Below are 23,189 nucleotides of genomic sequence, written 5' to 3'. Positions count from 1 at the left end.
CTGCATTACACGCCTAGGGCGCGTGCATGATGCTGTAAGTGATTGTCGATGAAGCTGGCGATGAAGAAATAGCTATGGTCGTAGCCCGGCTCCAGACGCAGCGTCAGCGGATGACCGGCCAGTTTGGCGGCTTGTTGCAGGGCTTCCGGCTTGAGCTGGGTGGCGAGGAAATCATCGCGATCACCTTGATCGACCAGCAGCGGCAATTTCTCATCAGCCTCGGCAATCAATGCGCAGGCATCCCATTCGCGCCATTTCGAACGGTCTTCCCCCAGGAAACGGGAAAAGGCTTTCTGACCCCAAGGGCAGTCCATCGGGTTGTTGATCGGCGAGAACGCCGACACCGACTGATAACGCCCCGGATTGCGCAAGGCGCAGACCAGCGCGCCGTGGCCGCCCATGGAATGACCGCTGATGCCGCGCTTGTCCGATGCAGGGAAATGGGCTTCGACCAATGCCGGCAATTCCTGCACGACATAGTCATGCATCCGATAGTGCCGCGACCAGGGTTCCTGCGTGGCATTCAGATAAAAACCGGCACCGAGGCCGAAGTCCCAGGCGCCATCCGGATCACCCGGGACATCGGGGCCGCGAGGACTGGTGTCCGGCGCAACGATGATCAGCCCCAGCTCGGCGGCCATGCGCATGGCGCCGGCCTTTTGCATGAAATTTTCGTCGGTGCAGGTCAGGCCGGACAACCAGTACAGCACCGGCAGTTTGCCGCCCTGCTCCGCTTGCGGCGGCAGGTACACGGCAAACACCATGTCGCAGCCGAGTACATCGGAGCGGTGCCGATAACGTTTGTGCCAGCCGCCGAAGCTTTTCTGGCAGGAGATATTTTCCAGGCTCATGTCCGACCTCAGAAATGAATGACGCTACGGATGCTTTTGCCTTCGTGCATCAGGTCAAATGCCTTGTTGATATCTTCCAGGCCCATGGTGTGGGTGATGAACGTATCCAGCGGGATCTCGCCGGTCTCGGCCATTTCGACATAGCTCGGCAACTCGGTACGGCCGCGCACACCGCCGAATGCCGAACCGCGCCAGACGCGACCGGTGACGAGCTGAAATGGACGGGTGGAGATTTCCTGGCCGGCACCGGCCACGCCGATGATCACCGACTCGCCCCAACCCTTGTGGCAGCACTCGAGTGCCGCGCGCATCAATTGCACATTGCCGATGCACTCGAAGGAAAAGTCGACGCCGCCATCGGTCATGTCGACGATGACTTCCTGGATCGGACGGTCGAAGTCTTTCGGGTTCACGCAATCGGTTGCACCCAGCTGCTTGGCAATCTCGAATTTGGCCGGGTTGATGTCGATCGCGATGATGCGCGCAGCCTTGGCTTTGACCGCGCCGATGACCGCCGACAGACCGATGCCGCCGAGGCCGAAAATGGCGACGGTGTCACCTGGTTTGACCTTGGCCGTATTGAGTACTGCGCCGATGCCGGTGGTGACACCGCAGCCCAGCAGGCAGACTTTTTCCAGTGGCGCTTCCTTGGCAATCTTGGCGACGGAGATTTCCGGCAGCACGGTGTACTCGGAGAAGGTCGAGGTACCCATGTAGTGGAAAATCGGCTGGCCCTTGTAGGAAAAGCGCGAGGTGCCATCCGGCATCAGCCCTTTACCCTGAGTCGCGCGAATCGCCTGACACAGGTTGGTTTTACCCGACAGACAGAATTTGCACTGACGGCATTCCGGGGTGTACAGCGGGATCACATGATCGCCGACCGCCACGGAGGTCACGCCCTCGCCGACCGCTTCAACCACCGCACCACCTTCGTGACCGAGGATTGACGGGAAGATGCCTTCCGGGTCAGCACCGGACAGCGTGTAGGCATCGGTATGGCAGACACCGGAAGCCACCACGCGCAGCAACACTTCACCGGCCTTGGGCATGGCAACATCGACTTCGACGATCTCGAGGGGTTTCTTGGCCTCGAAGGCTACGGCAGCGCGCGACTTGATCATGTGGGTTCTCCAGTGAATAAAAACGAGACAAGGAGTGTAATACACGGCCACACGGTGAATAATCCGGGTAAAAGCAAAACATTATTGCCGTACAGGGATAATCTTCAATGTCCGAAAGCCGCTGGGAAGGTATCGACGAATTCGTCGCGGTCGCCGAGTGCAGTCAGTTCACGGCTGCCGCGGAACGTCTTGGGGTTTCTTCCTCTCACATCAGTCGACAAATCGTACGCCTCGAAGAGCGCCTTCAGACGCGACTGCTTTACCGCAGCACCCGACGTGTCACCCTGACTGAAGCCGGGCAGACGTTTCTACAGCATTGCCAACGTTTACAGGATGGCCGCGAAGAAGCCTTGCGAGCGGTCGGCGACCTGACCAGCGAACCTAAAGGCATGCTACGCATGACCTGCGCCGTGGCGTACGGCGAACGTTTTATCGTGCCGCTGGTGACGCGTTTCATGGGGCTCTATCCGCAACTGCGGATCGATATCGAACTGAGCAATCGCCAACTCGATCTGGTACACGAGGGCCTGGACCTCGCGATCCGCCTTGGTCGCTTGCAGGACTCAAGACTGGTGGCGGCGCGTCTGGCACCACGGCGAATGTACCTGTGCGCTTCGCCGTCCTACCTGGAACGGTATGGTCGCCCGCACAGTCTGTCGGAACTGAGCCGCCACAACTGCCTCATCGGCAGTTCGGATATCTGGCAACTGGAACAGAACGGACGGGAGTTTTCGCAGCGGGTACAGGGAAACTGGCGCTGCAACAGTGGGCAGGCGGTGCTGGATGCGGCGTTACAAGGGGTTGGGTTGTGCCAGCTACCGGACTATTACGTACTGGAGCATTTGAAAAGCGGTGCCTTGATTTCGTTGCTGGAAGCGCATCAGCCGCCGAATACGGCGGTGTGGGCGCTTTATCCGCAGCAACGGCATTTGTCGCCGAAGGTGCGCAAGCTGGTAGATTTTCTTAAGGAAGGGTTGGCCGAGCGGCCGGAGTATCGAAGCTAAGTTATGCGTTGTCTCTTCAACCGCTATCGCGAGCAAGCTCGCTCCCACAGGAGTCTTTGGTGAACACTGAAAAGGTAGGCAACGCAAAACATTGTGGGAGCGAGCTTGCTCGCGATAGCGGTTGAAGAGACAACGAACCATTCAGCGGCGGTTAGCCCAACGCTGGCGTAACCATTCGAGGTCTTCCGGGCGAGTGACCTTGAGGTTATCGGAACGGCCTTCGATCAGGCGCGGTGCCAGGCCTGCCCACTCCATCGCCGAGGCTTCGTCGGTGATGACCGCGTCCGCCACCAGACTGTCGGCCAACGCCCGATGCAATGCGCCAAGGCGAAACATCTGCGGCGTATAGGCTTGCCAGATCACACTGCGATCCACGGTTTCGACCACGCGACCGTGCTTGTCGACCCGTTTGAGGGTATCGCGTGCCGGAACCGCTAGCAGTCCACCGACCGGATCATCTGCGAGTTCACCCAGCAACTTGTCCAGATCATCACGGCTCAGATTGGGCCGCGCAGCATCGTGAACCAACACCCAATCCTCATCGTCAGCGCCCTGGGCATGCAAATGCAGCAACGCATTGAGTACCGAGCCGGAACGCTCGGCACCACCTTCAACCCGCTGAATACGCGTATCGCCAGCACACGCCAGATTCGGCCAATAAGGATCATCGACAGCAAGACTGACCACCAGGCCCTTCAGGCAAGGATGATCAAGGAAACAGCCAAGGCTGTGTTCAAGAATAGTGCGCCCGCCCAGTTGCAAGTATTGCTTGGGACGGTCCGCGGCCATACGGGCACCGACGCCCGCGGCAGGAATCACGGCCCAGAAGGCCGGTAACGAGAGATTCATTGGGCCAGCTGGTAAAGGGTTTCACCATCCTTGACCATGCCCAGCTCATGACGAGCCCGCTCTTCAACGGTCTCCATGCCCTTTTTCAACTCACTGACTTCAGCGTCCATCACCCGATTGCGCTCAAGCAGGCCCTCGTTCTCAGCGTGTTGATCAGCGATCTGCTGAGTCAGCTCGGCCACTTGCGCCAGACTGCCATTACCCACCCACAGGCGGTATTGCAGGCCAGCCAGCAGCAGGAGCAAGACGAGGAACAACCAATTGGGACTGCGCATCGAATATCAGGTATCCAGTGGAAAAAGACAGCATGCCAAACTTTGAAGCTGCTGATAGCACGAAGCCTGGAAGACCCAGGCTTGTGCTTGCAAGGCATCAGATTAATGGCAAATCCATCGCTGTCGCGACTTTTCCGACACTATCCGCTGTCTTTTTTCAGCAATCAGCCGCGGAATTCGCTGCGACCGTTGTACTTGGCTTTGCCATTCAACTGCTCTTCGATACGCAGCAGTTGGTTGTACTTGGAAACGCGATCGGAACGGCACAGGGAGCCGGTCTTGATCTGGCCAGCCGAGGTGCCCACGGCCAGGTCGGCAATGGTCGAATCTTCGGTTTCGCCGGAGCGGTGCGAGATCACAGCGGTGTAACCCGCGGCTTTGGCCATCTGGATGGCTTCCAGCGTTTCGGTCAGGGTGCCGATCTGGTTGAACTTGATCAGGATCGAGTTGGCGATCTTTTTATCGATGCCTTCTTTCAGGATCTTGGTGTTGGTCACGAACAGGTCGTCGCCTACCAGTTGGACTTTCTCGCCGATCTTGTCGGTGAGGATTTTCCAGCCAGCCCAGTCGGACTCGTCCAGGCCGTCTTCGATGGAGATGATCGGGTAACGCTCGGTCAGGCCTTTGAGGTAGTCGGCGAAACCTTCAGCGGTGAACACCTGGCCTTCGCCGGACAGGTTGTATTTACCGTCTTCGTAGAATTCGCTGGCCGCGCAGTCCAGGGCCAGGGTCACGTCGGTGCCCAGCTTGTAACCGGCGTTGGCCACAGCTTCGGAGATCACTTTCAAAGCGTCTTCGTTGGAGGCCAGGTTCGGTGCGAAACCACCTTCGTCACCAACAGCAGTGCTCAGGCCACGGGCCTTCAGCACGGCTTTCAGGTGATGGAAAATCTCGGTGCCCATGCGCAGACCTTCCGAGAAAGACTTGGCGCCTACTGGCTGAACCATGAATTCCTGGATGTCGACGTTGTTATCGGCGTGCTCGCCACCGTTGATGATGTTCATCATCGGAACCGGCATCGAGTAAACACCCGGGGTGCCGTTCAGGTTGGCGATGTGAGCGTACAGCGGCAGGTCCTGGTCCTGTGCGGCGGCCTTGGCTGCGGCCAGGGAAACGGCGAGGATCGCGTTAGCGCCCAGGGAACCTTTGTTTTCAGTGCCATCGAGCTTGATCATGGCGTGATCCAGCGCTTTCTGGTCGCTTGGGTCTGCACCTTTCAACAGGTCGCGGATCGGACCGTTGATGTTGGCGACGGCTTTGAGCACGCCCTTGCCCAGGTAACGGCTCTTGTCGCCATCACGCAGCTCGAGTGCTTCACGCGAGCCAGTGGAAGCACCGGACGGCGCGCAAGCACTGCCGATGATGCCGTTATCGAGAAGCACGTCCGCTTCCACGGTGGGGTTGCCACGGGAGTCGAGAACTTCACGACCTTTGATGTCGACGATTTTTGCCATTGTTGTAAACACTCCAAAGTTGACGAAAACGCTCTGTACCGCTCGGTTTATAACGGGTGGGTCACTTTGCAGGGTTCGGCTTGCTGGCGAAGACGGTCTCGAAATCTTTGCAAGACTTGAGGGTGCCTTCGCTGGCAAGCCAGCTCCTACAGGGGATCCGGTTTGCCGATATTACGCGGTTTCTACGACAGGAAAACTCTTCACCAGTTCGTCCAACGCTTTGAGCTGGGCCAGGAATGGCTCCAGTTTATCCAGACGCAAGGCGCAAGGGCCATCGCATTTGGCGTTGTCCGGGTCCGGGTGCGCTTCGAGGAACAGACCCGCTAGTGACTGGCTGATCCCGGCTTTCGCCAGATCGAGGACCTGAGCGCGACGACCGCCGGCGGAATCCGAGCGACCGCCGGGCATTTGCAGCGCGTGGGTCACGTCGAAGAACACCGGGTATTCGAACTGCTTCATGATGCCGAAGCCGAGCATGTCGACGACCAGGTTGTTGTAGCCGAAGCTCGAACCGCGTTCGCAGAGGATCAACTGATCGTTACCCGCTTCCACGCACTTGTTCAGGATGTGTTTCATTTCCTGAGGCGCGAGGAACTGGGCTTTCTTGATGTTGATCACCGCGCCGGTCTTGGCCATCGCGACCACCAGGTCGGTCTGACGCGACAGGAAGGCCGGCAGCTGGATGATATCGCAGACTTCAGCGACGACCGCGGCCTGATCAGGCTCGTGGACGTCGGTGATGATCGGCACGCCGAAGGCTTGCTTGATGTCCTGGAAAATCCGCATGCCCTCTTCCAGGCCGGGGCCACGGTAAGAGGTCACGGAGGAACGGTTGGCCTTGTCGAAGCTGGCCTTGAACACATAAGGGATCCCGAGTTTCTCGGTAACCTTTACGTATTCTTCACAGACCTGCATCGCCATGTCGCGGCTTTCCAACACGTTCATGCCACCGAAAAGCACCATTGGCTTGTCGTTGGCAATCTCGATATCGCCTACGCGAATGATCTTCTGCGCCATCAGATTTACGCCTTCTTCTGGTGTTGAATCAAAGCTGCTTTAACGAAACCGCTGAACAACGGGTGACCGTCGCGTGGCGTCGAGGTGAACTCAGGGTGGAACTGGCAAGCGACGAACCATGGATGATCCGGGGCTTCAATCACTTCAACCAGCGCGCCATCACCGGAACGACCGGAGATTTTCAGACCGGCCTCCATGATTTGCGGCAGCAGGTTGTTGTTCACTTCGTAGCGATGACGGTGACGCTCGACGATCACGTCTTTGGCGTAGCAATCGTGCACCAGGGAGCCTGGCTCAAGCAGGCAATCCTGAGCGCCGAGGCGCATGGTGCCGCCCAGGTCGGAGGCTTCGGTACGGATTTCGACAGCGCCGGTGGCGTCTTCCCACTCGGTGATCAGACCCACGACCGGGTGACCGCTGGCGCGATCGAACTCGGTGGAGTTGGCGTCTTTCCAGCCCAGCACGTTACGAGCGAACTCGATCACAGCCACTTGCATGCCCAGACAGATGCCCAGGTACGGAACCTTGTTTTCGCGAGCGAATTGAACGGCAGTGATCTTGCCTTCCACGCCACGCAGACCGAAACCGCCCGGGACGAGGATCGCGTCGACACCTTCCAGCAGCGCGGTGCCCTGGTTTTCGATGTCTTCGGAGTCGATGTAGCGCAGGTTGACCTTGGTGCGGTTGCTGATGCCGGCGTGACTCATCGCTTCGATCAGCGACTTGTAGGCGTCCAGCAGTTCCATGTACTTGCCGACCATGGCGATGGTGACTTCGTGCTCGGGGTTGAGCTTGGCGTCGACCACAGCTTCCCACTCGGACAGATCGGCGCCACCACATTGCAGGCCGAAACGCTCGACGACGAAATCATCCAGGCCCTGGGAGTGCAGGATGCCCGGGATCTTGTAGATGGTGTCGGCGTCTTCCAGCGCGATCACCGCACGTTCTTCAACGTTGGTGAACTGCGCGATCTTGCGACGCGAGGACAGGTCGATCGGGTGATCGGAACGGCACACCAGCACGTCGGGTTGCAGGCCGATGGAACGCAGCTCCTTGACCGAGTGCTGGGTTGGCTTGGTTTTGGTCTCGCCGGCGGTGGCGATGTACGGCACCAGCGTCAGGTGCATCAGCATCGCGCGCTTGGCGCCGACTTCGAAACGCAATTGACGGATCGCTTCAAGGAACGGTTGCGATTCGATGTCACCCACGGTGCCACCGATCTCGACCATGGCCACGTCGGCGTCGCCGGCGCCCTTGATGATCCGGCGCTTGATTTCGTCGGTGATGTGCGGGATCACCTGGATGGTGGCGCCCAGGTAATCACCACGGCGCTCTTTGCGCAGGACGTGTTCGTAGACACGGCCGGTGGTGAAGTTGTTGTTCTGGGTCATGGTCGTGCGGATGAACCGCTCGTAGTGGCCCAGGTCCAGGTCGGTCTCGGCGCCGTCGTGGGTGACGAACACTTCACCGTGCTGGAACGGGCTCATGGTGCCCGGGTCAACGTTGATGTACGGGTCCAGCTTCAGCATGGTGACCTTAAGTCCCCGCGCCTCCAGGATGGCCGCCAATGAAGCCGATGCGATGCCTTTCCCCAATGAAGAAACAACACCGCCCGTGACGAATATGTAGCGCGTCATGAAAAACCCTAGAAGTCTGCGTTAAAGCGGTCCGAGCCGCCGGGGAAAGCGAAGGAAGGCCGAAGCCCCCGATCACCTGCATCAATCACAGTGCATCTTTCAAAAAAACCGCCGCGTTGGGACAGACCGGAAGGTGAAACACCGGTACGTTGCTCGCTACACATTTTTTGGAATCGCCCAGCAAAGACTGCTTGGTAATCGGCAACTCCTGCAATTCAGGCGAATCCACAGAAGTTGTATCAAGAAGGGAGCGTAGTCTACCGGAAAGCCCCTTTCAGCTCAAACCTTGATCGCAGGTGGTGGCTGCCAATGTAAATTCCAGCCGTCCTTTGCGCTGCCGTTCAAGCCCCGCAGGTTCGCCACCGCCAGCAATTGCTCGCCCTGGTACAGCAGCGGCAATCTGCCACGGGCGACGTTCGGGACACCGCGTTCGTTGAGCAAACGCTTCAGATCACGGTGGCCGCGACCCGGCAGATTCATGACCTCACCGCCTTCACGATAGCGGATATGCAGCGGGCCAGCGGGGATTTGGCCGGTGAGTGTCAGTACACCGTTGCCCGGCAACGCCAGCGATAGCGCGGGATCAGGCCAGGTTCCAGCGTCGAGTACGGGGCGTAGCCAGCTGCCGGACAACCACCAGATCCGCCCACCTGCCCGATGGAGTTCGCCATCCGCCAATCGCCAGCTCGGACGAGCATCGCCGGTAGCATCACGCAAATCCTCCCAACCCGACCAATGGTCGCTATCCGGCAGACGCGTCAGCGCCGCGAGCCAGTAACTCAGTGCATTTCGCTGGCGAGCAGCGGAGAGTGTTGCCAGTGGCGCCAGCTCCAGGGACGGCAAACCCAGCCAATCGAACTCACTGACCGTACTCGCGTGGGCCAGATCGATTTGCGCCAGCTCATCGAGCAATGCCTGCGCTTCACTCAGATGCGCGGCGCTGCGGGCCATGGTCGCCACCGCTTGCGGCCAGCGCTCGGTCAATACCGGGAACACCTGATGACGCAGGTAATTGCGCGAGTATTGCCGGTCCTGATTTGACGGGTCTTCAATCCAGCTCAGCCGATACTCGGCCGCATAAGCCTCCAATTCCGTCCGCGTGACATCGAGCAAGGGCCGCAATAGATGTCCTTTGCCCAGCGGTCGTTGGCGTGGCATCCCCGACAACCCTCTCACGCCTGCCCCACGCAGCAACCGAAACAACAGGGTTTCTGCCTGATCGTCACGGTGCTGTGCAGTCAGCAGCACCTCATTGGCTCGAGTGGCCTCGATGAACGCGCCATAGCGCGCATCCCGGGCCGCACGCTCAAGACTGGCGCCAGGCTGAACCTGGACGCGAATCACCTCCAGCGGCACACCCAGCGCATCACAGACCGCCTGACAATGTGCCGGCCACGCATCAGCCGCAGTTTGAAGGCCGTGATGGACGTGGATGGCGCTTAGCGCGGGCAGGGATTCGGTTTTTGCGAGATGGGCGAGAAGGTGCAGCAGGACGGTGGAATCGAGGCCGCCGGAGAAGGCGATGCGCCAGGTGGCGGCGTTGCGCCAGGGCTTCAGATTCAGCAGAAGCCTGGCGGGCAGATCATTCTTGGATGAGCTCATAGTGTTCACTTCGCCCAAATCAAATGTGGGAGCGAGCTTGCTCGCGATAGCGGTGTAACAGCCAACCTATTTGTTGAATGTTAAACCGCCATCGCGAGCAAGCTCGCTCCCACATGGGTCAAGCAAGGTCAGATCAGAGACCGTAGCTCATCAGACGCTCGTAACGGCGGGCCAGCAGCGCGTCGTTATCGAACTTCTTCAGCATCGACAGTTGCGAGCTCAGCTCGGCACGGATCGAGGCTGCCGCCTTGGCTGGATCACGGTGGGCGCCGCCCAAAGGCTCGCCGATCACTTTGTCCACGATGCCCAGGCCTTTGAGGCGCTCGGCGGTGATGCCCATGGCTTCAGCGGCATCCGGGGCTTTTTCCGCGGTTTTCCACAGAATCGAAGCGCAACCTTCCGGCGAAATCACCGCGTAGGTCGAATACTGCAGCATGTTCAACTGATCGCACACGCCGATCGCCAGCGCGCCACCGGAACCACCCTCACCGATCACGGTGGCGATGATTGGGGTTTTCAGGCGCGCCATGACGCGCAGGTTCCAGGCGATCGCTTCGCTCTGGTTGCGCTCTTCGGCGTCGATACCCGGGTAGGCGCCCGGGGTGTCGATGAAGGTCAGGATCGGCATTTTGAAGCGTTCGGCCATTTCCATCAGGCGGCACGCCTTGCGGTAGCCTTCCGGACGCGGCATGCCGAAGTTGCGGCGAACTTTCTCGCGCACTTCGCGGCCTTTCTGGTGGCCGATGATCATCACCGGCTGGTCGTCCAGACGGGCAATACCACCCACGATTGCCGCGTCGTCGGAGAAGTGACGGTCGCCGTGCAGTTCGTCGAACTCGGTGAAGATGTGTTCGATGTAGTCCAGGGTATACGGACGTTTCGGGTGACGTGCCAGACGTGCGATCTGCCAGCTGGTCAGCTTGCCGAAGATGTCTTCGGTCAGCGTGCTGCTTTTGTCCTGCAGGCGGGAGATCTCATCGCCGATATTCAGCGAATTGTCATTACCGACCAAGCGCAACTCTTCGATCTTGGCTTGCAGGTCGGCGATCGGCTGTTCGAAATCTAGAAAATTCGGGTTCATAGGCGTCCGTCTTGGGTCGACCTCCAAGAGAACTTGGGCCGGCCGGTTGTCTATTCGCGCCCTACCTTAAGGGACAGGCGCGTTCAGGTCGAGATTAAAAAATTCGGTCGAGATCAGGCCACGCTCTTGATGGAGAAGAATGAGGCCTGACCGTCAACGGTATTGGAGGAAGACGTTGTCTCGCCCGAACTGGTCACGCAGGGCTTGAATCAAGGCATCCGCCGGGTCGATTCGCCAGGTCTCGCCAAACTGCAGCAAGGCCTTCGCATCGGGACTGGTGTATTCCAGGGTGATCGGGCACGCACCGCGATGGCGCTTGAACAGCTCCCCCAGCCAGCGCAGCCGATCGCCTTTGAGATCCTTGGTCTGCAGCGTCAGGCGCAGGCTTTCGGCCAGGTTGGTGCGCGCATCTTCCATGCTCATCACCCGCTTGACCCGCAGGCGCAGGCCACCGGAGAAGTCGTCGTTGCTGACTTCGCCTTCGACCACCACCATCGCGTCGGTCTGCAACAGCGACTGCGCGGAATGGAACGCGTCGGCAAACAACGAGGCTTCGATCCGGCCAGAGCGATCGTCAAGGGTGATGAACCCCATCTTGTCGCCCTTTTTGTTCTTCATCACGCGCAGGGCGATGATCATGCCCGCGACCGTCTGGGTATCCCGGGCCGGTTTCAGGTCGATGATGCGCTGACGGGCAAAACGGCGGATCTCGCCTTCGTATTCGTCGATCGGGTGACCGGTCAGGTACAGGCCGAGGGTATCTTTTTCCCCTTTCAGGCGCTCCTTGAGGGTCAGCTCCTTGGCCTTGCGGTGATTGGCATAGACATCGGCGTCTTCTTCGACGAACAGTCCGCCAAACAAGTCCGCGTGACCACTGTCGTGGGTGCGGGCCGTTTGTTCGGCGGCCTTGATCGCCCCTTCCATCGCTGTCAGCAAGATGGCGCGGTTCTGGTCGATGCTGGCTTGATAGGCTTTCGGTTCGTCATGGAAACAGGGCCCCAGACGATCCAGGGCGCCGCTGCGAATCAATCCGTCCAGGGTGCGCTTGTTGATGCGCTTGAGGTCGACCCGGGCACAGAAATCGAACAGGTCCTTGAACGGCCCGTTCTGCCGCGCCTCGGTAATCGCCTCGACCGGCCCTTCGCCCACGCCCTTGATCGCGCCGAGGCCGTAAATGATGCGGCCTTCGTCGTTTACCGTGAACTTGAACTCCGAGGTATTCACATCCGGCGCGTCGAGACGCAGCTTCATGGTGCGAATTTCTTCGATCAAGGTCACGACCTTGTCGGTGTTGTGCATATCCGCCGACAGTACCGCGGCCATGAACGGTGCCGGGTAGTGTGTCTTCAGCCACGCGGTCTGGTACGAGACCAGGCCATAAGCGGCGGAGTGGGATTTGTTGAAGCCATAACCGGCGAATTTTTCCACCAGGTCGAAAATGTTACCGGCCAGGTCCGCATCGATATTGTTGGTCTTGCAACCCTCGATGAAGCCGCCGCGCTGCTTGGCCATTTCTTCGGGCTTTTTCTTGCCCATGGCCCGCCGCAGCATGTCCGCCCCGCCGAGGGTGTAACCGGCCATGACCTGGGCGATCTGCATCACCTGTTCCTGATACAGGATGATGCCGTAAGTCGGTGCCAGCACCGGCTTGAGGCCTTCGTACTGGTAATCCGAGTGCGGGTACGCGAGTTCGGCGCGACCGTGCTTACGGTTGATGAAGTCGTCAACCATGCCCGATTGCAATGGGCCCGGACGGAACAGGGCCACCAGTGCGATCAAGTCTTCCAGGCAGTCGGGCTTGAGCTTTTTGATCAGCTCCTTCATGCCGCGCGACTCGAGCTGGAACACCGCGGTGGTTTCAGCCTTTTGCAGCAGCTGGTAAGTCGGTTTGTCATCCAGCGGGATGAACGCGATGTCCAGCGGCGGCTCATCGACCTTGGCGCGGTCGCGGTTGATGGTTTTCAGCGCCCAGTCGATGACCGTCAGCGTTCGCAGACCGAGGAAGTCGAACTTCACCAGGCCGGCGGCTTCAACGTCATCCTTGTCGAACTGGGTGACCAGACCGTCACCGGCCTCATCGCAATAAATCGGCGAGAAGTCAGTCAGCTTAGTCGGGGCGATAACAACACCACCGGCGTGCTTGCCGACGTTACGCACAACGCCTTCCAGCTTGCGCGCCATTTCCCAGATTTCCGCGGCCTCTTCATCAACCTTGATGAAGTCACGCAGGATTTCTTCCTGTTCGTAGGCCTTTTCCAGGGTCATGCCGACTTCGAACGGAATCATCTTCGACAGACGATCCGCCAGGCCGTAGGACTTGCCCTGCACCCGCGCCACGTCACGGACCACAGCCTTGGCCGCCATGGAACCGAACGTGATGATCTGGCTGACCGCATTGCGGCCGTATTTCTCGGCCACGTAGTCGATTACACGGTCGCGACCGTCCATGCAGAAGTCGACGTCGAAGTCGGGCATGGAGACCCGTTCCGGGTTAAGGAAACGTTCGAACAGCAGGTCATATTCCAGCGGATCGAGGTCGGTGATCTTCTGCACATAGGCCACCAGCGACCCGGCACCCGACCCCCGACCCGGACCTACCGGCACGCCGTTGCTCTTGGCCCACTGGATAAAGTCCATCACGATCAGGAAGTAACCGGGGAAGCCCATCTGGATGATGATATCCAGCTCGAAATTCAACCGGTCGACATAGACCTGGCGCTTGGCTTCGTAGTCTTCGGTGGTGTCCCTGGGCAGCAGAACGCTCAAGCGCTCTTCCAGACCGTCAAAGGACACCTTGCGGAAATACTCGTCGATGGTCATGCCATCGGGAATCGGGAAGTTAGGCAGGAAGTGCTTGCCCAGTTTCACTTCGATGTTGCAGCGCTTGGCGATCTCGACGGTGTTTGCCAGTGCCTCGGGAATGTCGCTGAACAGCTCAGCCATTTCCTCGGCGCTTTTGAGGTATTGCTGGTCACTGTAATTCTTCGAACGTCGCGGATCGTCAAGCGCACGGCCTTCACCGATGCAGACACGGGTTTCGTGAGCGGCAAAGTCTTCCTGCTTGATGAAGCGCACGTCGTTGGTCGCCACCAGTGGCGCACCGATCTTCTCGGCCAGGGCCACGGCGCCGTGCAATTGCTCTTCATCGTTGGGGCGATGGGTGCGCTGGATTTCCAGGTAGAAGCGATCCGGGAACACCGCCATCCATTCGCGCGCCAGGTTTTCCGCTTCAGCCGGGTTGCCACTGAGCATGGCCAGGCCGATCTCGCCTTCTTTCGCCGCCGACAGCATGATCAAGCCTTCGCTGGCTTCGGCCACCCACTCGCGCTCGATGATGATCGAGCCATTGCGCTGGCCGTCGATGAAGCCGCGGGAGATCAGTTCGGTCAGGTTGCGATAGCCGACGGCGTTCATGGCCAACAGACTGATCCGGCTCAGGGCGTTATCCGGATCCTTGTTCGACAGCCACAGGTCGGCGCCGCAGATCGGCTTGATCCCCGCACCCATGGCCGCTTTATAGAATTTGACCAGGGAACACATGTTGTTCTGGTCGGTGACCGCTACGGCAGGCATGTTCATGCCGACCAGGGTCTTGACCAGCGGCTTGATCCGCACCAGACCGTCGACCAGGGAATATTCAGTGTGCAGGCGTAGGTGAACGAATGAAGCCGGCATAGTGATCCTGTCTAAACATGAAAACAACAAGGCCCGGATTGTACCGGGCCTTGGAAAAAACATCAGCCTTGCGACTAACTCACGATCAGGTGTGCCCGTGCCTCGTAAGCCAGGCGGACCGGGGCGAACGAGCGCCGGTGAATCGGCGTCGGCCCCAGGCGGGCCAGGGCTTCCAGATGAACGGGGGTCGGGTAGCCTTTGTGGCCGCCGATGCCGTACCCCGGGTAAACCAATTCGAAAGCAGCCATTTCACGGTCGCGACTGACCTTGGCCAGAATCGATGCCGCCGCGATGGCCGGTACCAGGCCGTCCCCCTGTATCACCGCTTCGGCGCGCATCGACAGTTTCGGGCAGCGGTTGCCGTCGATCATCGCCAGTCTTGGCGTGATGTGCAGGCCCTCGACGGCGCGCTGCATGGCCAGCATGGTGGCGTGGAGGATGTTCAACTGGTCGATTTCTTCGACTTCGGCGCGAGCGATGCACCAGCTCAGGGCTTTTTCGCAGATTTCGTCATAAAGCTTTTCGCGACGGGCCTCGGTCAGTTTCTTCGAGTCGTTCAGACCCAGAATCGGTCGGCTCGGATCGAGGATCACCGCAGCGGTCACCACGGCACCACAGAGCGGGCCACGACCGACTTCGTCGACGCCGGCGACCAATTCTTCGACTTCAGCGACCAAGTTGAAATCCAGCCCCATTTGCATGCTTGTTTTTTTCATTGTACTTGACCGATCAGCTTCAGCACTGCATCCGCAGCCTGGTTGGAGGCGTCCAGACGAAGGGTCCGGTGTATCTGGTCAAAACCGCGGGTCTGCTCTTCACCACCCTCGATCAGCGGCGACAGGGTCTGGGCCAGCGCTTCGACCGTCGCATCGTCCTGTAGCAGCTCGGGCACCAGCAGGCGCTGGGCCAGCAGGTTCGGCAAGGACACGTATGGGCTTTTCACCATGCGCTTGAGAATCCAGAACGTCAGGGGCGCCAGGCGATAGGCAACCACCATCGGCCGCTTGTACAACAAGGCTTCAAGCGTCGCCGTTCCGGAGGCAATCAGCACGGCGTCGCAGGCCGCCAGCGCCAGATGAGAGTTGCCGTCGAGCAAGGTCAGTGGCAGATCGCGACCCGCCAGTAACTCTTCAAGCTGCTTGCGCCGCTCGGGGCTGGCGCAAGGCAGGACGAACCGCACGCCAGGGCGCAGCGCACGCAGACGCTGGGCGGTATCGAGGAACAACGCACCGAGACGGCCAACCTCCCCACCGCGACTGCCGGGCATCAATGCGACCAGCGGTCCGTCCGGCAGGCCGAGTTCGGCACGTGCGGCGGCGCGATCGGCTTCAAGCGGGATCGCATCGGCCAGGGAGTGCCCGACAAACCGTACCGGCACGCCCTTCTCTTCGTAGAATTTCGCTTCGAACGGGAACAGCGTCAGCATCAGGTCGCAGCCTTCGCGAATCTTCAGCACCCGTTTCTGCCGCCAGGCCCAGACCGACGGGCTGACGTAATGCACGGTCTTGATCCCGGCCTGACGCAGCTTGAGTTCGATGTTGAGGGTGAAGTCCGGGGCATCGATGCCGATGAACACGTCCGGTTTCTCGGCGATCAGGTCGGCGATCAGCTTCTTGCGGCGCTTGAGCAACTCACGCAAGCGGCCCAGCACTTCCACCAGGCCCATCACGGAAAGACGTTCCATGGGGAAATACGAGGTCAGGCCTTCAGCCTGCATCAACGGGCCACCGACCCCGATGAACTCCACCGCCGGATGCCGAGTCTTGAGTGCGCGCATCAGACCGGCACCGAGAATGTCACCGGAAGCCTCACCGGCTACCAGCGCTATACGCAGATTAGCCATGATTAACGCGTGATGCCGCGGGTCGAAGACTGGATGGAATCACGGAACACCGCGACTTCCGGAAACTGCGCCGAAGGTTCGGCCAGCTCGGCGAGCGCCTGCTCGACCGTCAGGCCCTGGCGGTAAACCACCTTGTAGGCACGACGCAACGCGTGGATCGCGTCTTCGCTGAACCCCCGACGGCGCATGCCTTCGAAGTTCATGCTGCGCGCTTCCGCCGGGTTGCCGAACACCGTGACGTACGCGGGCACGTCCTTGCCGATGGCGGTACCCATGCCGGAAAAGCTGTGGGCGCCGATGTGGCAATACTGGTGGACCAGGGTAAAACCAGAGAGGATCGCCCAGTCCTCGACATGCACATGGCCCGCCAGCGCGGTGTTGTTGACCAGGATGCAGTGGTTGCCGATGACGCTGTCGTGGCCGATGTGGGCATAGGCCATGATCAGGTTGTGATCACCCAGGGTCGTTTCCGAACGGTCCTGGACGGTGCCGCGGTGAATCGTCACGCCTTCACGGATGACGTTGTGGTCACCGATGACCAGACGCGTCTCTTCACCCTTGTATTTCAGATCGGGCGTGTCCTCGCCTACCGAAGAAAACTGGTAGATGCGATTATGCTTACCGATTCGGGTCGGGCCTTTGAGAATCACATGCGGCCCGATCACTGTCCCCTCGCCGATTTCCACACCTGCACCGATGATCGACCAAGGGCCGACCTCGACGCCGTCGGCCAGAATGGCCGCCGGATCGATGATTGCGCGAGGGTCAATCAAACTCATAGTTTGCGTTCCGCGCAGATGATTTCAGCAGAGCAGACTGGCTTGCCGTCGACCGAAGCCTGGCACTCGAACTTCCAGATCTGGCGCTTGCAGCTGATGAAGCGGGCTTCGAGGATCAACTGATCGCCTGGGGTGACGGGCTGGCGAAAACGCAGCTTGTCGGAGCCGACGAAGTAGTAGAGCGTGCCGTCGGCAGGCTTCACGTCGAGCATTTTGAAGCCAAGGATGCCGGCAGCCTGAGCCATCGCTTCGATGATCAACACACCCGGCATGATTGGATGCGCGGGGAAGTGGCCATTGAAAAAGGGTTCGTTGATGCTGACATTCTTGTAGGCGCGAATGCGCTTGCCTTCCACATCCAGATCCACGACCCGGTCCACCAGCAGGAACGGGTAACGGTGAGGCAGGTATTCGCGAATCTCGTTGATGTCCATCATTTCGGGGGGAAGCCTATGTAAAGATTGGAAACGCGCGACTGACGCGCATTCCTCTAGCAAATCAAGGAGGCCGTCTAGCGGCTGTACACACTTGATATGGAAATGGTATCAGCCATCTGATGAAGCATTATCGTCAGGGGTCACTTCCCCTACTCGCTTTTCCAGCTGTCGCAGCCGTCGCGCGATGTCATCGAGCTGACGGATGCGTGCCGCGCTTTTGCGCCATTCGGCAGCCGGTTGCATGGCTGTACCGGAAGAATAGGAACCCTTTTCGGTAATCGAGTGGGTCACCATGGTCATCCCGGTGATGAAAACGTTGTCGCAAATTTCGATATGCCCCACCAGCCCTACACCACCGGCGAGCATGCAGTGCTTGCCGATTTTGGTGCTGCCGGAGATCCCCACGCACGCAGCCATGGCAGTGTGATCACCGACCTGAACGTTGTGGGCAATCTGAATCTGATTGTCGAGCTTCACACCGTTACCCAGTACGGTATCGGCCAGTGCACCCCGGTCGATAGCGGTATTCACGCCAATCTCCACGTCGTCACCCACCAGCACCCCACCGATCTGGGCGATTTTCTGCCAGACACCTTTCTCGTTGGCAAAACCGAAACCTTCGCCACCGAGTACAGCACCGGATTGAATCACCACCCGCTTACCGATGCGAACATCGTGGTACAGCGTAACCCGCGGAGCCAGCCAACCCCCCTCGCCAATCTCGCAGCGGGCACCAATGAAGCAATGCGCGCCAACGGTCACACCCGCAGCAATGCGCGCGCGGCTTTCGATCACCGCAAAGGCGCCAATGCTCGCCGCCGGATCGACCACTGCGTCCGCTGCCACAACAGCTGTCGGATGAATACCGGCAGCCGCCTTTGGCTTGGGATCGAACAGATGGGAAATACGTGCATAAGCCAAATATGGATCAGGCACCACCAGTGCATCCCCGGTAAAACCTTCAGCATCAGCGGCCTTCAGCAACAACGCAGCGGCCCGGCTGTCCGCCAGGTATTTACGGTATTGGGGGTTTGCGAGAAAGCTCAACTGAGCTGGGCCAGCCTCTTGCAAAGTGGCTAGCCCAGTAATTTCTTTCTCCGGGTCGCCACGTAGTGTGGCGCCGAGGAACTCGGCCAATTGGCCGAGCTTTATAGTCGCTGTCATGGTTACTTCAGCTGATTCATGCGCTCGATTACCTGGCGAGTGATGTCGTACTGAGGCTTGACATCAATCACTGCGCCACGCTCGAAGACCAGGTCAAAAGCACCTTTCTTGATGACTTCTTCCACAGCGCTGTCCAGTTTCGGCTTGAGCTGCTTCAGCATTTCACGGTCGGCAACGGCTTTGGCTTCGTTCAGTTCCTTGGACTGGAACTGGAAGTCACGGGCCTTTTGCTTGAACTCGAGTTCCAGGCGTTCACGCTCGCCTTGCTGCATCTTGTCGCCGCCCGCCATCAGACGATCCTGAATGCCTTTGGCACTGCTTTCCAGCGTCTTGAGCTTGGTCAGCTGAGGGCCGAATTTTTTCTCTGCATCCACCGCGTATTTCTTGGCCGCGTCGGATTCCAGCAGTGCCATCTGATAGTTCAGAACGGCGATTTTCATGTCGGCAAAAGCCGGACCTGCTACCAGTACGGTCGCCAGGAGAACCAATTGAGTCAACTTACGCACGATGTACTCCTACAAAATCCATTGTCGTTATCTTGGGTCAGACGCTTAGAACGTCTGGCCGAGGGAGAATTGGAACACTTGAGTCTCGGCGTCATCCGGTTTCTTGACCGGCATGGCCAGCGCGAAACTCAGAGGACCCAGTGCGGTAACCCAGGTCACGCCGACACCGACGGAACTGGCCATGTTGCTCAGACTGATGTCGTTGCACTTCGTATTGGACGACGTACCGTTTGCATTGGTGGTGTCTTCGCACTTCGAGTCGAAGACGTTACCCACATCCCAGAATACCGAGGTACGCAGGGAGCGTTGATCCTTGACGAACGGCAGAGGGAACAGAAGCTCTACACCGCCCTGGATCAGGACGTTGCCACCAAACGGCAGCGGATCCTGGTCCGGATCGGCCAGTGTACCCGGGTTTGTACCACGACTAGGCGTACTGCGCGGACCCAAAGTACTGTCCTTGAAGCCACGAACCGAGTTGAAACCACCAGCATAGTAGTTTTCATAGAATGGCAAGCCATCGGTCGAACCGTAACCATCGCCATAACCCAATTCGGTGTGCAGGCGCATGGTGTAGTTTTCACTCAATGGCTGGAACAACTGGCCACGGTAATCGAGCTTGAAGAACGACAGGTCGCTGCCAGGCGTGGTGGTTTCCAGCACCAGGCTTTGGGAACGGCCACGGGTGGCGAGTACGCCCTTGTTCAGGGTGGATTCAGACCAGCCGGCCGAGGCCTTGAAGTTCAGGTAGTTGTCGCCTTCCTTGTTAACGAAGTCGAAGATCTCGTCAACGGTGTAGACGCCCGTCTTGATCTTGTCTTGTTGCGCCGTCAGGCCGAAGGTCAGACGCGACGTTTCGCTGATCGGGTAGCCGACGCTCACGCCAGCACCCAGGCTGTCCACGGCATAGCTGGCAACGTCGACGTCGAGATCGTCGTAGTCAGTGGTGCGATAGAACGCGTTGTAACCCAGGCTCACGCCATCGGCAGTCCAGTACGGGTCGACATAACCGAAGTTATAACGGCTCTGGTATTCACTGCGGGTCAAACCGACGCTGACCTTGTTACCGGTACCCAGGAAGTTGTTCTGGGTAATCGAACCACCGAGGATCAGACCGGCGCTCTGGGCGAAACCGACACTGGCGGTAATCGAACCGGAAGCCTGTTCTTCAACGCTGTAGTTCACATCGACCTGGTCATCGACGCCCGGCACGGCCGGCGTTTCGACGTTGACTTCCTTGAAGAAGCCCAGGCGCTCAAGACGGGTCTTGGATTGGTCGATCAGGTAGGTCGAAGCCCAGCCGCCTTCCATCTGACGCATTTCACGGCGCAGCACTTCGTCTTCGGACTTGGTGTTGCCACGGAAGTTGATACGGTTGACGTAGGCACGCTTGCCCGGATCGACGGCGAACGTGATGTCTACCGTGTGGTCGTCCTCGTGAGGCTGAGGCACGCCGTTGACGTTGGCAAAGGTGTAACCCTCGTTACCCAGGCGGCGGGTGATCAGTTCCGACGTGGTGGTCATCAGCTTGCGCGAGAACACCTGGCCTTTCTGCACCAGCAACAGGGACTTGACCTGGTCTTCAGGGACTTTCAGGTCGCCGCTCAGCTTGACGTCACGAACGGTGTACTTCTCGCCTTCGTTGACGTTGACGGTAATATAGACGTGTTTCTTGTCCGGGGTGATGGACACCTGGGTCGAAGCGATATCCATATTGATATAGCCACGGTCCAGGTAGTAGGAACGCAGGCGCTCCAGGTCACCGGAGAGTTTTTCACGGGCGTACTTGTCGTCGTTCTTGAAGAACGACAACCAGTTGCTGGTCTTGAGTTCGAACAGGTCGATCAGGTCTTCGTCGGCGAAGACCGTGTTACCCACCACGTTGATGTGCTGGATAGCCGCGACGGTGCCTTCGTTGATGTTGACCTTCAGCGCAACGCGGTTACGCGGCTGCGGCACCACTTCGGTGTCGACGGTGGCGGAGTAGCGACCCTGGGCGACGTACTGGCGCTGCAGTTCGTTACGCACACCTTCGAGGGTGGCGCGCTGGAAGATCTCGCCTTCGGCCAGACCGGATTGTTTGAGGCCCTTCATCAGGTCTTCAGTGGAGATCGCCTTGTTACCTTCGATCTCGATACTGGCGACCGAGGGACGCTCGACGACCGTGATGACCAGGACGTTGCCATCGCGACCCAACTGGATATCTTGAAAGAAACCGGTTTTGAACAGCGCACGCGTGGATTCCACCAGGCGACGATCGTCCGCCTTTTCACCGACGTTCAACGGCAAGGCACCAAAGACACTACCCGCGGAGACCCGCTGGAGGCCATTGACGCGAATATCAGAGATGGTGAAGGACTCGGCGTGAACTTCGGCGATCATCAATACGGTGAAAACCGCAGTTAGCAGCAGACGTTTCATGAAGTCCTTTCTTATTCCAACTGGCAATAAACAAACTGCCGCAAAATGCGGCAGATTCGCAATTCAGCGAAGCGTTACAGTCGACCCAGATCATTGACCAGAGCAAGCAACATCACCCCGACCACCAAACTGATACCGATCTGTATCCCCCAACCCTGCACCCGATCCGACAAGGGGCGACCACGCACCCACTCGATCAGATAAAACAACAGATGCCCCCCATCCAGTACAGGAATGGGCAACAAATTCAGAACACCCAGGCTAATACTCAGATAAGCAAGGAAATTCAGGAAATCAGCGACACCCGACTGGGCAGAAGCGCCCGCCACTTTAGCAATGGTTATCGGTCCACTCAAGTTTTTTACCGAGAGCTCGCCGAACAACATTTTCTTGAGCGAATCGAGGGTCAGCACACTCATGGTCCAGGTGCGTCGAGCACCCTCCCCGATCGCTGCCACGGGACCGTAACTGACCTCGCGAATCATCTCGGGCGGCCAGTCGACTGCCTTTACCCCTGCCCCCAGATAACCACTGGGTGCCTTCTTCTCGCCACGCGCCGCCAGCGTCACCGGGACGTCGATTTGAGCGGCGTCGCGCTCGACCCGCAGGATGATTTTGCTATCAGGGCGCATGCGGACGGTATCGACCACTTGCTGCCAGTCATCGAGCGCCTTGCCGTCCAGGGCGAGCAATCGATCGCCTGTCTTCAGACCAGCAGCCTGGGCCGGGCCTTTGGGATCAAGTTCGGCCAGCACCGGTGGCAGGGCCGGACGCCAGGGACGAATCCCCAGCGAGCGAATCGGATCCGGCTCATCGGCACCCTTGAGCCATTTGTCCAGTGCCAGTTCACGAGGCGATTCGGCCGTGGAGCCCTGCTCGCGAACCAACAACTGCAGGGAACCGCTTTCGCCCAGGCGACGCACCAGCTGCAGATTGACCGCCGCCCAGCCGGAAGTGGGCTCGCCATCGATGGCAATGATTTCCTGACCGGCGCTCAGACCTGCCTTGGCGGCGATGCTTCCAGATTCGACGGCGCCAATGACAGGCCGCACCTGCTCGCTGCCGAGCATGGCGACTACCCAGAAAAAAAACATCGCCAGAAAAAAGTTGGCAATCGGGCCCGCCGCGACGATAGCGATGCGCTGACGGACCGATTTGCGATTGAAGGATTGATCGATCTGATCGGCAGGGACTTCGCCTTCGCGCTCGTCCAGCATTTTCACATAGCCGCCCAGCGGGATGGCGGCGACCACGAACTCAGTGCCTTGCTTGTCGTGCCAGCGCAGCAGCGGCATGCCGAAGCCCACGGAAAAACGCAGCACTTTGACCCCACAGCGACGTGCGACCCAGAAATGGCCGAATTCGTGGAAGGTGACCAGCACACCCAAGGCTATCAGGGTGCCGACAATCATATAGAGCGCGCTCATCTACTTTCTCCGCAATCCTGTTCGTTGCTGCATGGGCCAACGTATT

The 23,189-nt window shown here is 59.1% G+C and carries 18 protein-coding genes and 1 pseudogene; 1 reads left to right on the top strand and 18 read right to left on the bottom strand.

Annotated elements, in window-relative coordinates:
- Nucleotides 1–5: 5 nt before the first annotated feature.
- Nucleotides 6–851 carry an S-formylglutathione hydrolase gene (gene fghA, locus ACA067_RS05320; RefSeq protein ID WP_497460893.1) on the bottom strand — a complete coding sequence of 282 codons (846 nt, stop codon included), beginning with the start codon at nucleotides 849–851 and terminating at the stop codon, nucleotides 6–8.
- Nucleotides 852–859: 8 nt separating this feature from the next.
- On the bottom strand, nucleotides 860–1,972 hold the full coding sequence (locus ACA067_RS05315) for an S-(hydroxymethyl)glutathione dehydrogenase/class III alcohol dehydrogenase (protein WP_497460892.1): 1,113 nt from the start codon (nucleotides 1,970–1,972) through the stop codon (nucleotides 860–862).
- Nucleotides 1,973–2,079: 107 nt separating this feature from the next.
- On the opposite strand from ACA067_RS05315, the gene ACA067_RS05310 reads away from it, so the two are divergent.
- Nucleotides 2,080–2,976 (top strand): LysR family transcriptional regulator, encoded by an 897-nt coding sequence (locus ACA067_RS05310; protein WP_497460891.1) that lies wholly within the window; start codon nucleotides 2,080–2,082, stop codon nucleotides 2,974–2,976.
- Between the two features lie 141 nt (nucleotides 2,977–3,117).
- Here the strand turns inward: ACA067_RS05310 and ispD are convergent, their stop codons facing one another.
- From ispD to rseP, 16 genes and pseudogenes are all read right to left on the bottom strand, one after another.
- Nucleotides 3,118–3,825 carry a 2-C-methyl-D-erythritol 4-phosphate cytidylyltransferase gene (gene ispD / locus ACA067_RS05305; protein ID WP_497460890.1) on the bottom strand — a complete coding sequence of 236 codons (708 nt, stop codon included), beginning with the start codon at nucleotides 3,823–3,825 and terminating at the stop codon, nucleotides 3,118–3,120.
- Entirely contained in the window at nucleotides 3,822–4,100 is a 279-nt protein-coding gene (ftsB, locus tag ACA067_RS05300) for a cell division protein FtsB (RefSeq protein ID WP_008028992.1), read from the bottom strand. The genes ispD and ftsB overlap by 4 nt, the downstream gene beginning before the upstream one ends.
- 164 nt (nucleotides 4,101–4,264) lie before the next feature.
- Entirely contained in the window at nucleotides 4,265–5,554 is a 1,290-nt protein-coding gene (eno, locus tag ACA067_RS05295) for a phosphopyruvate hydratase (RefSeq protein ID WP_033059918.1), read from the bottom strand.
- A 171-nt stretch (nucleotides 5,555–5,725) separates the two neighbouring features.
- The gene (gene kdsA / locus ACA067_RS05290; protein ID WP_497460889.1) at nucleotides 5,726–6,571 is read right to left on the bottom strand and encodes a 3-deoxy-8-phosphooctulonate synthase; all 846 of its coding nucleotides are present in this window, start codon (nucleotides 6,569–6,571) and stop codon (nucleotides 5,726–5,728) included.
- A gap of 5 nt (nucleotides 6,572–6,576) precedes the next feature.
- On the bottom strand, nucleotides 6,577–8,208 hold the full coding sequence (gene pyrG, locus ACA067_RS05285) for a CTP synthase (protein WP_497460888.1): 1,632 nt from the start codon (nucleotides 8,206–8,208) through the stop codon (nucleotides 6,577–6,579).
- Between the two features lie 274 nt (nucleotides 8,209–8,482).
- A pseudogene (gene tilS / locus ACA067_RS05280) lies at nucleotides 8,483–9,810 on the bottom strand (tRNA lysidine(34) synthetase TilS).
- A gap of 133 nt (nucleotides 9,811–9,943) precedes the next feature.
- Complete coding sequence (locus ACA067_RS05275; RefSeq protein ID WP_497460887.1) at nucleotides 9,944–10,891, bottom strand: acetyl-CoA carboxylase carboxyltransferase subunit alpha; 948 nt, start codon at nucleotides 10,889–10,891, stop codon at nucleotides 9,944–9,946.
- A gap of 153 nt (nucleotides 10,892–11,044) precedes the next feature.
- Nucleotides 11,045–14,566 (bottom strand): DNA polymerase III subunit alpha, encoded by a 3,522-nt coding sequence (dnaE, locus tag ACA067_RS05270; RefSeq protein ID WP_497460886.1) that lies wholly within the window; start codon nucleotides 14,564–14,566, stop codon nucleotides 11,045–11,047.
- Between the two features lie 74 nt (nucleotides 14,567–14,640).
- Nucleotides 14,641–15,267, bottom strand: coding sequence for a ribonuclease HII (rnhB, locus tag ACA067_RS05265; protein ID WP_064676113.1), 627 nt, complete (start codon nucleotides 15,265–15,267; stop codon nucleotides 14,641–14,643).
- Between the two features lie 11 nt (nucleotides 15,268–15,278).
- Nucleotides 15,279–16,409 (bottom strand): lipid-A-disaccharide synthase, encoded by a 1,131-nt coding sequence (lpxB, locus tag ACA067_RS05260; protein ID WP_497460885.1) that lies wholly within the window; start codon nucleotides 16,407–16,409, stop codon nucleotides 15,279–15,281.
- 2 nt (nucleotides 16,410–16,411) lie between these two features.
- A complete protein-coding gene (gene lpxA / locus ACA067_RS05255) occupies nucleotides 16,412–17,188 on the bottom strand; it encodes an acyl-ACP--UDP-N-acetylglucosamine O-acyltransferase (protein WP_497460884.1) in 777 nt (258 codons plus the stop codon).
- The gene (gene fabZ / locus ACA067_RS05250; RefSeq protein ID WP_008154051.1) at nucleotides 17,185–17,625 is read right to left on the bottom strand and encodes a 3-hydroxyacyl-ACP dehydratase FabZ; all 441 of its coding nucleotides are present in this window, start codon (nucleotides 17,623–17,625) and stop codon (nucleotides 17,185–17,187) included. Before fabZ ends, lpxA begins: the two co-directional genes overlap by 4 nt.
- A gap of 108 nt (nucleotides 17,626–17,733) precedes the next feature.
- Nucleotides 17,734–18,789: a UDP-3-O-(3-hydroxymyristoyl)glucosamine N-acyltransferase gene (lpxD, locus tag ACA067_RS05245; RefSeq protein WP_497460883.1), complete on the bottom strand. Its 1,056-nt coding sequence runs from the start codon at nucleotides 18,787–18,789 to the stop codon at nucleotides 17,734–17,736.
- Nucleotides 18,790–18,791: 2 nt separating this feature from the next.
- The gene (locus ACA067_RS05240) at nucleotides 18,792–19,295 is read right to left on the bottom strand and encodes an OmpH/Skp family outer membrane protein (protein WP_008028980.1); all 504 of its coding nucleotides are present in this window, start codon (nucleotides 19,293–19,295) and stop codon (nucleotides 18,792–18,794) included.
- A 45-nt stretch (nucleotides 19,296–19,340) separates the two neighbouring features.
- The gene (gene bamA / locus ACA067_RS05235) at nucleotides 19,341–21,716 is read right to left on the bottom strand and encodes an outer membrane protein assembly factor BamA (RefSeq protein WP_497460882.1); all 2,376 of its coding nucleotides are present in this window, start codon (nucleotides 21,714–21,716) and stop codon (nucleotides 19,341–19,343) included.
- Nucleotides 21,717–21,790: 74 nt separating this feature from the next.
- Entirely contained in the window at nucleotides 21,791–23,143 is a 1,353-nt protein-coding gene (rseP, locus tag ACA067_RS05230) for a sigma E protease regulator RseP (protein ID WP_497460881.1), read from the bottom strand.
- Between the last annotated feature and the right edge of the window lie 46 nt (nucleotides 23,144–23,189).

This window comes from Pseudomonas sp. LBUM1674 (assembly GCF_059695635.1).
This window is presented reverse-complemented; position numbering and strand designations above follow the sequence as displayed.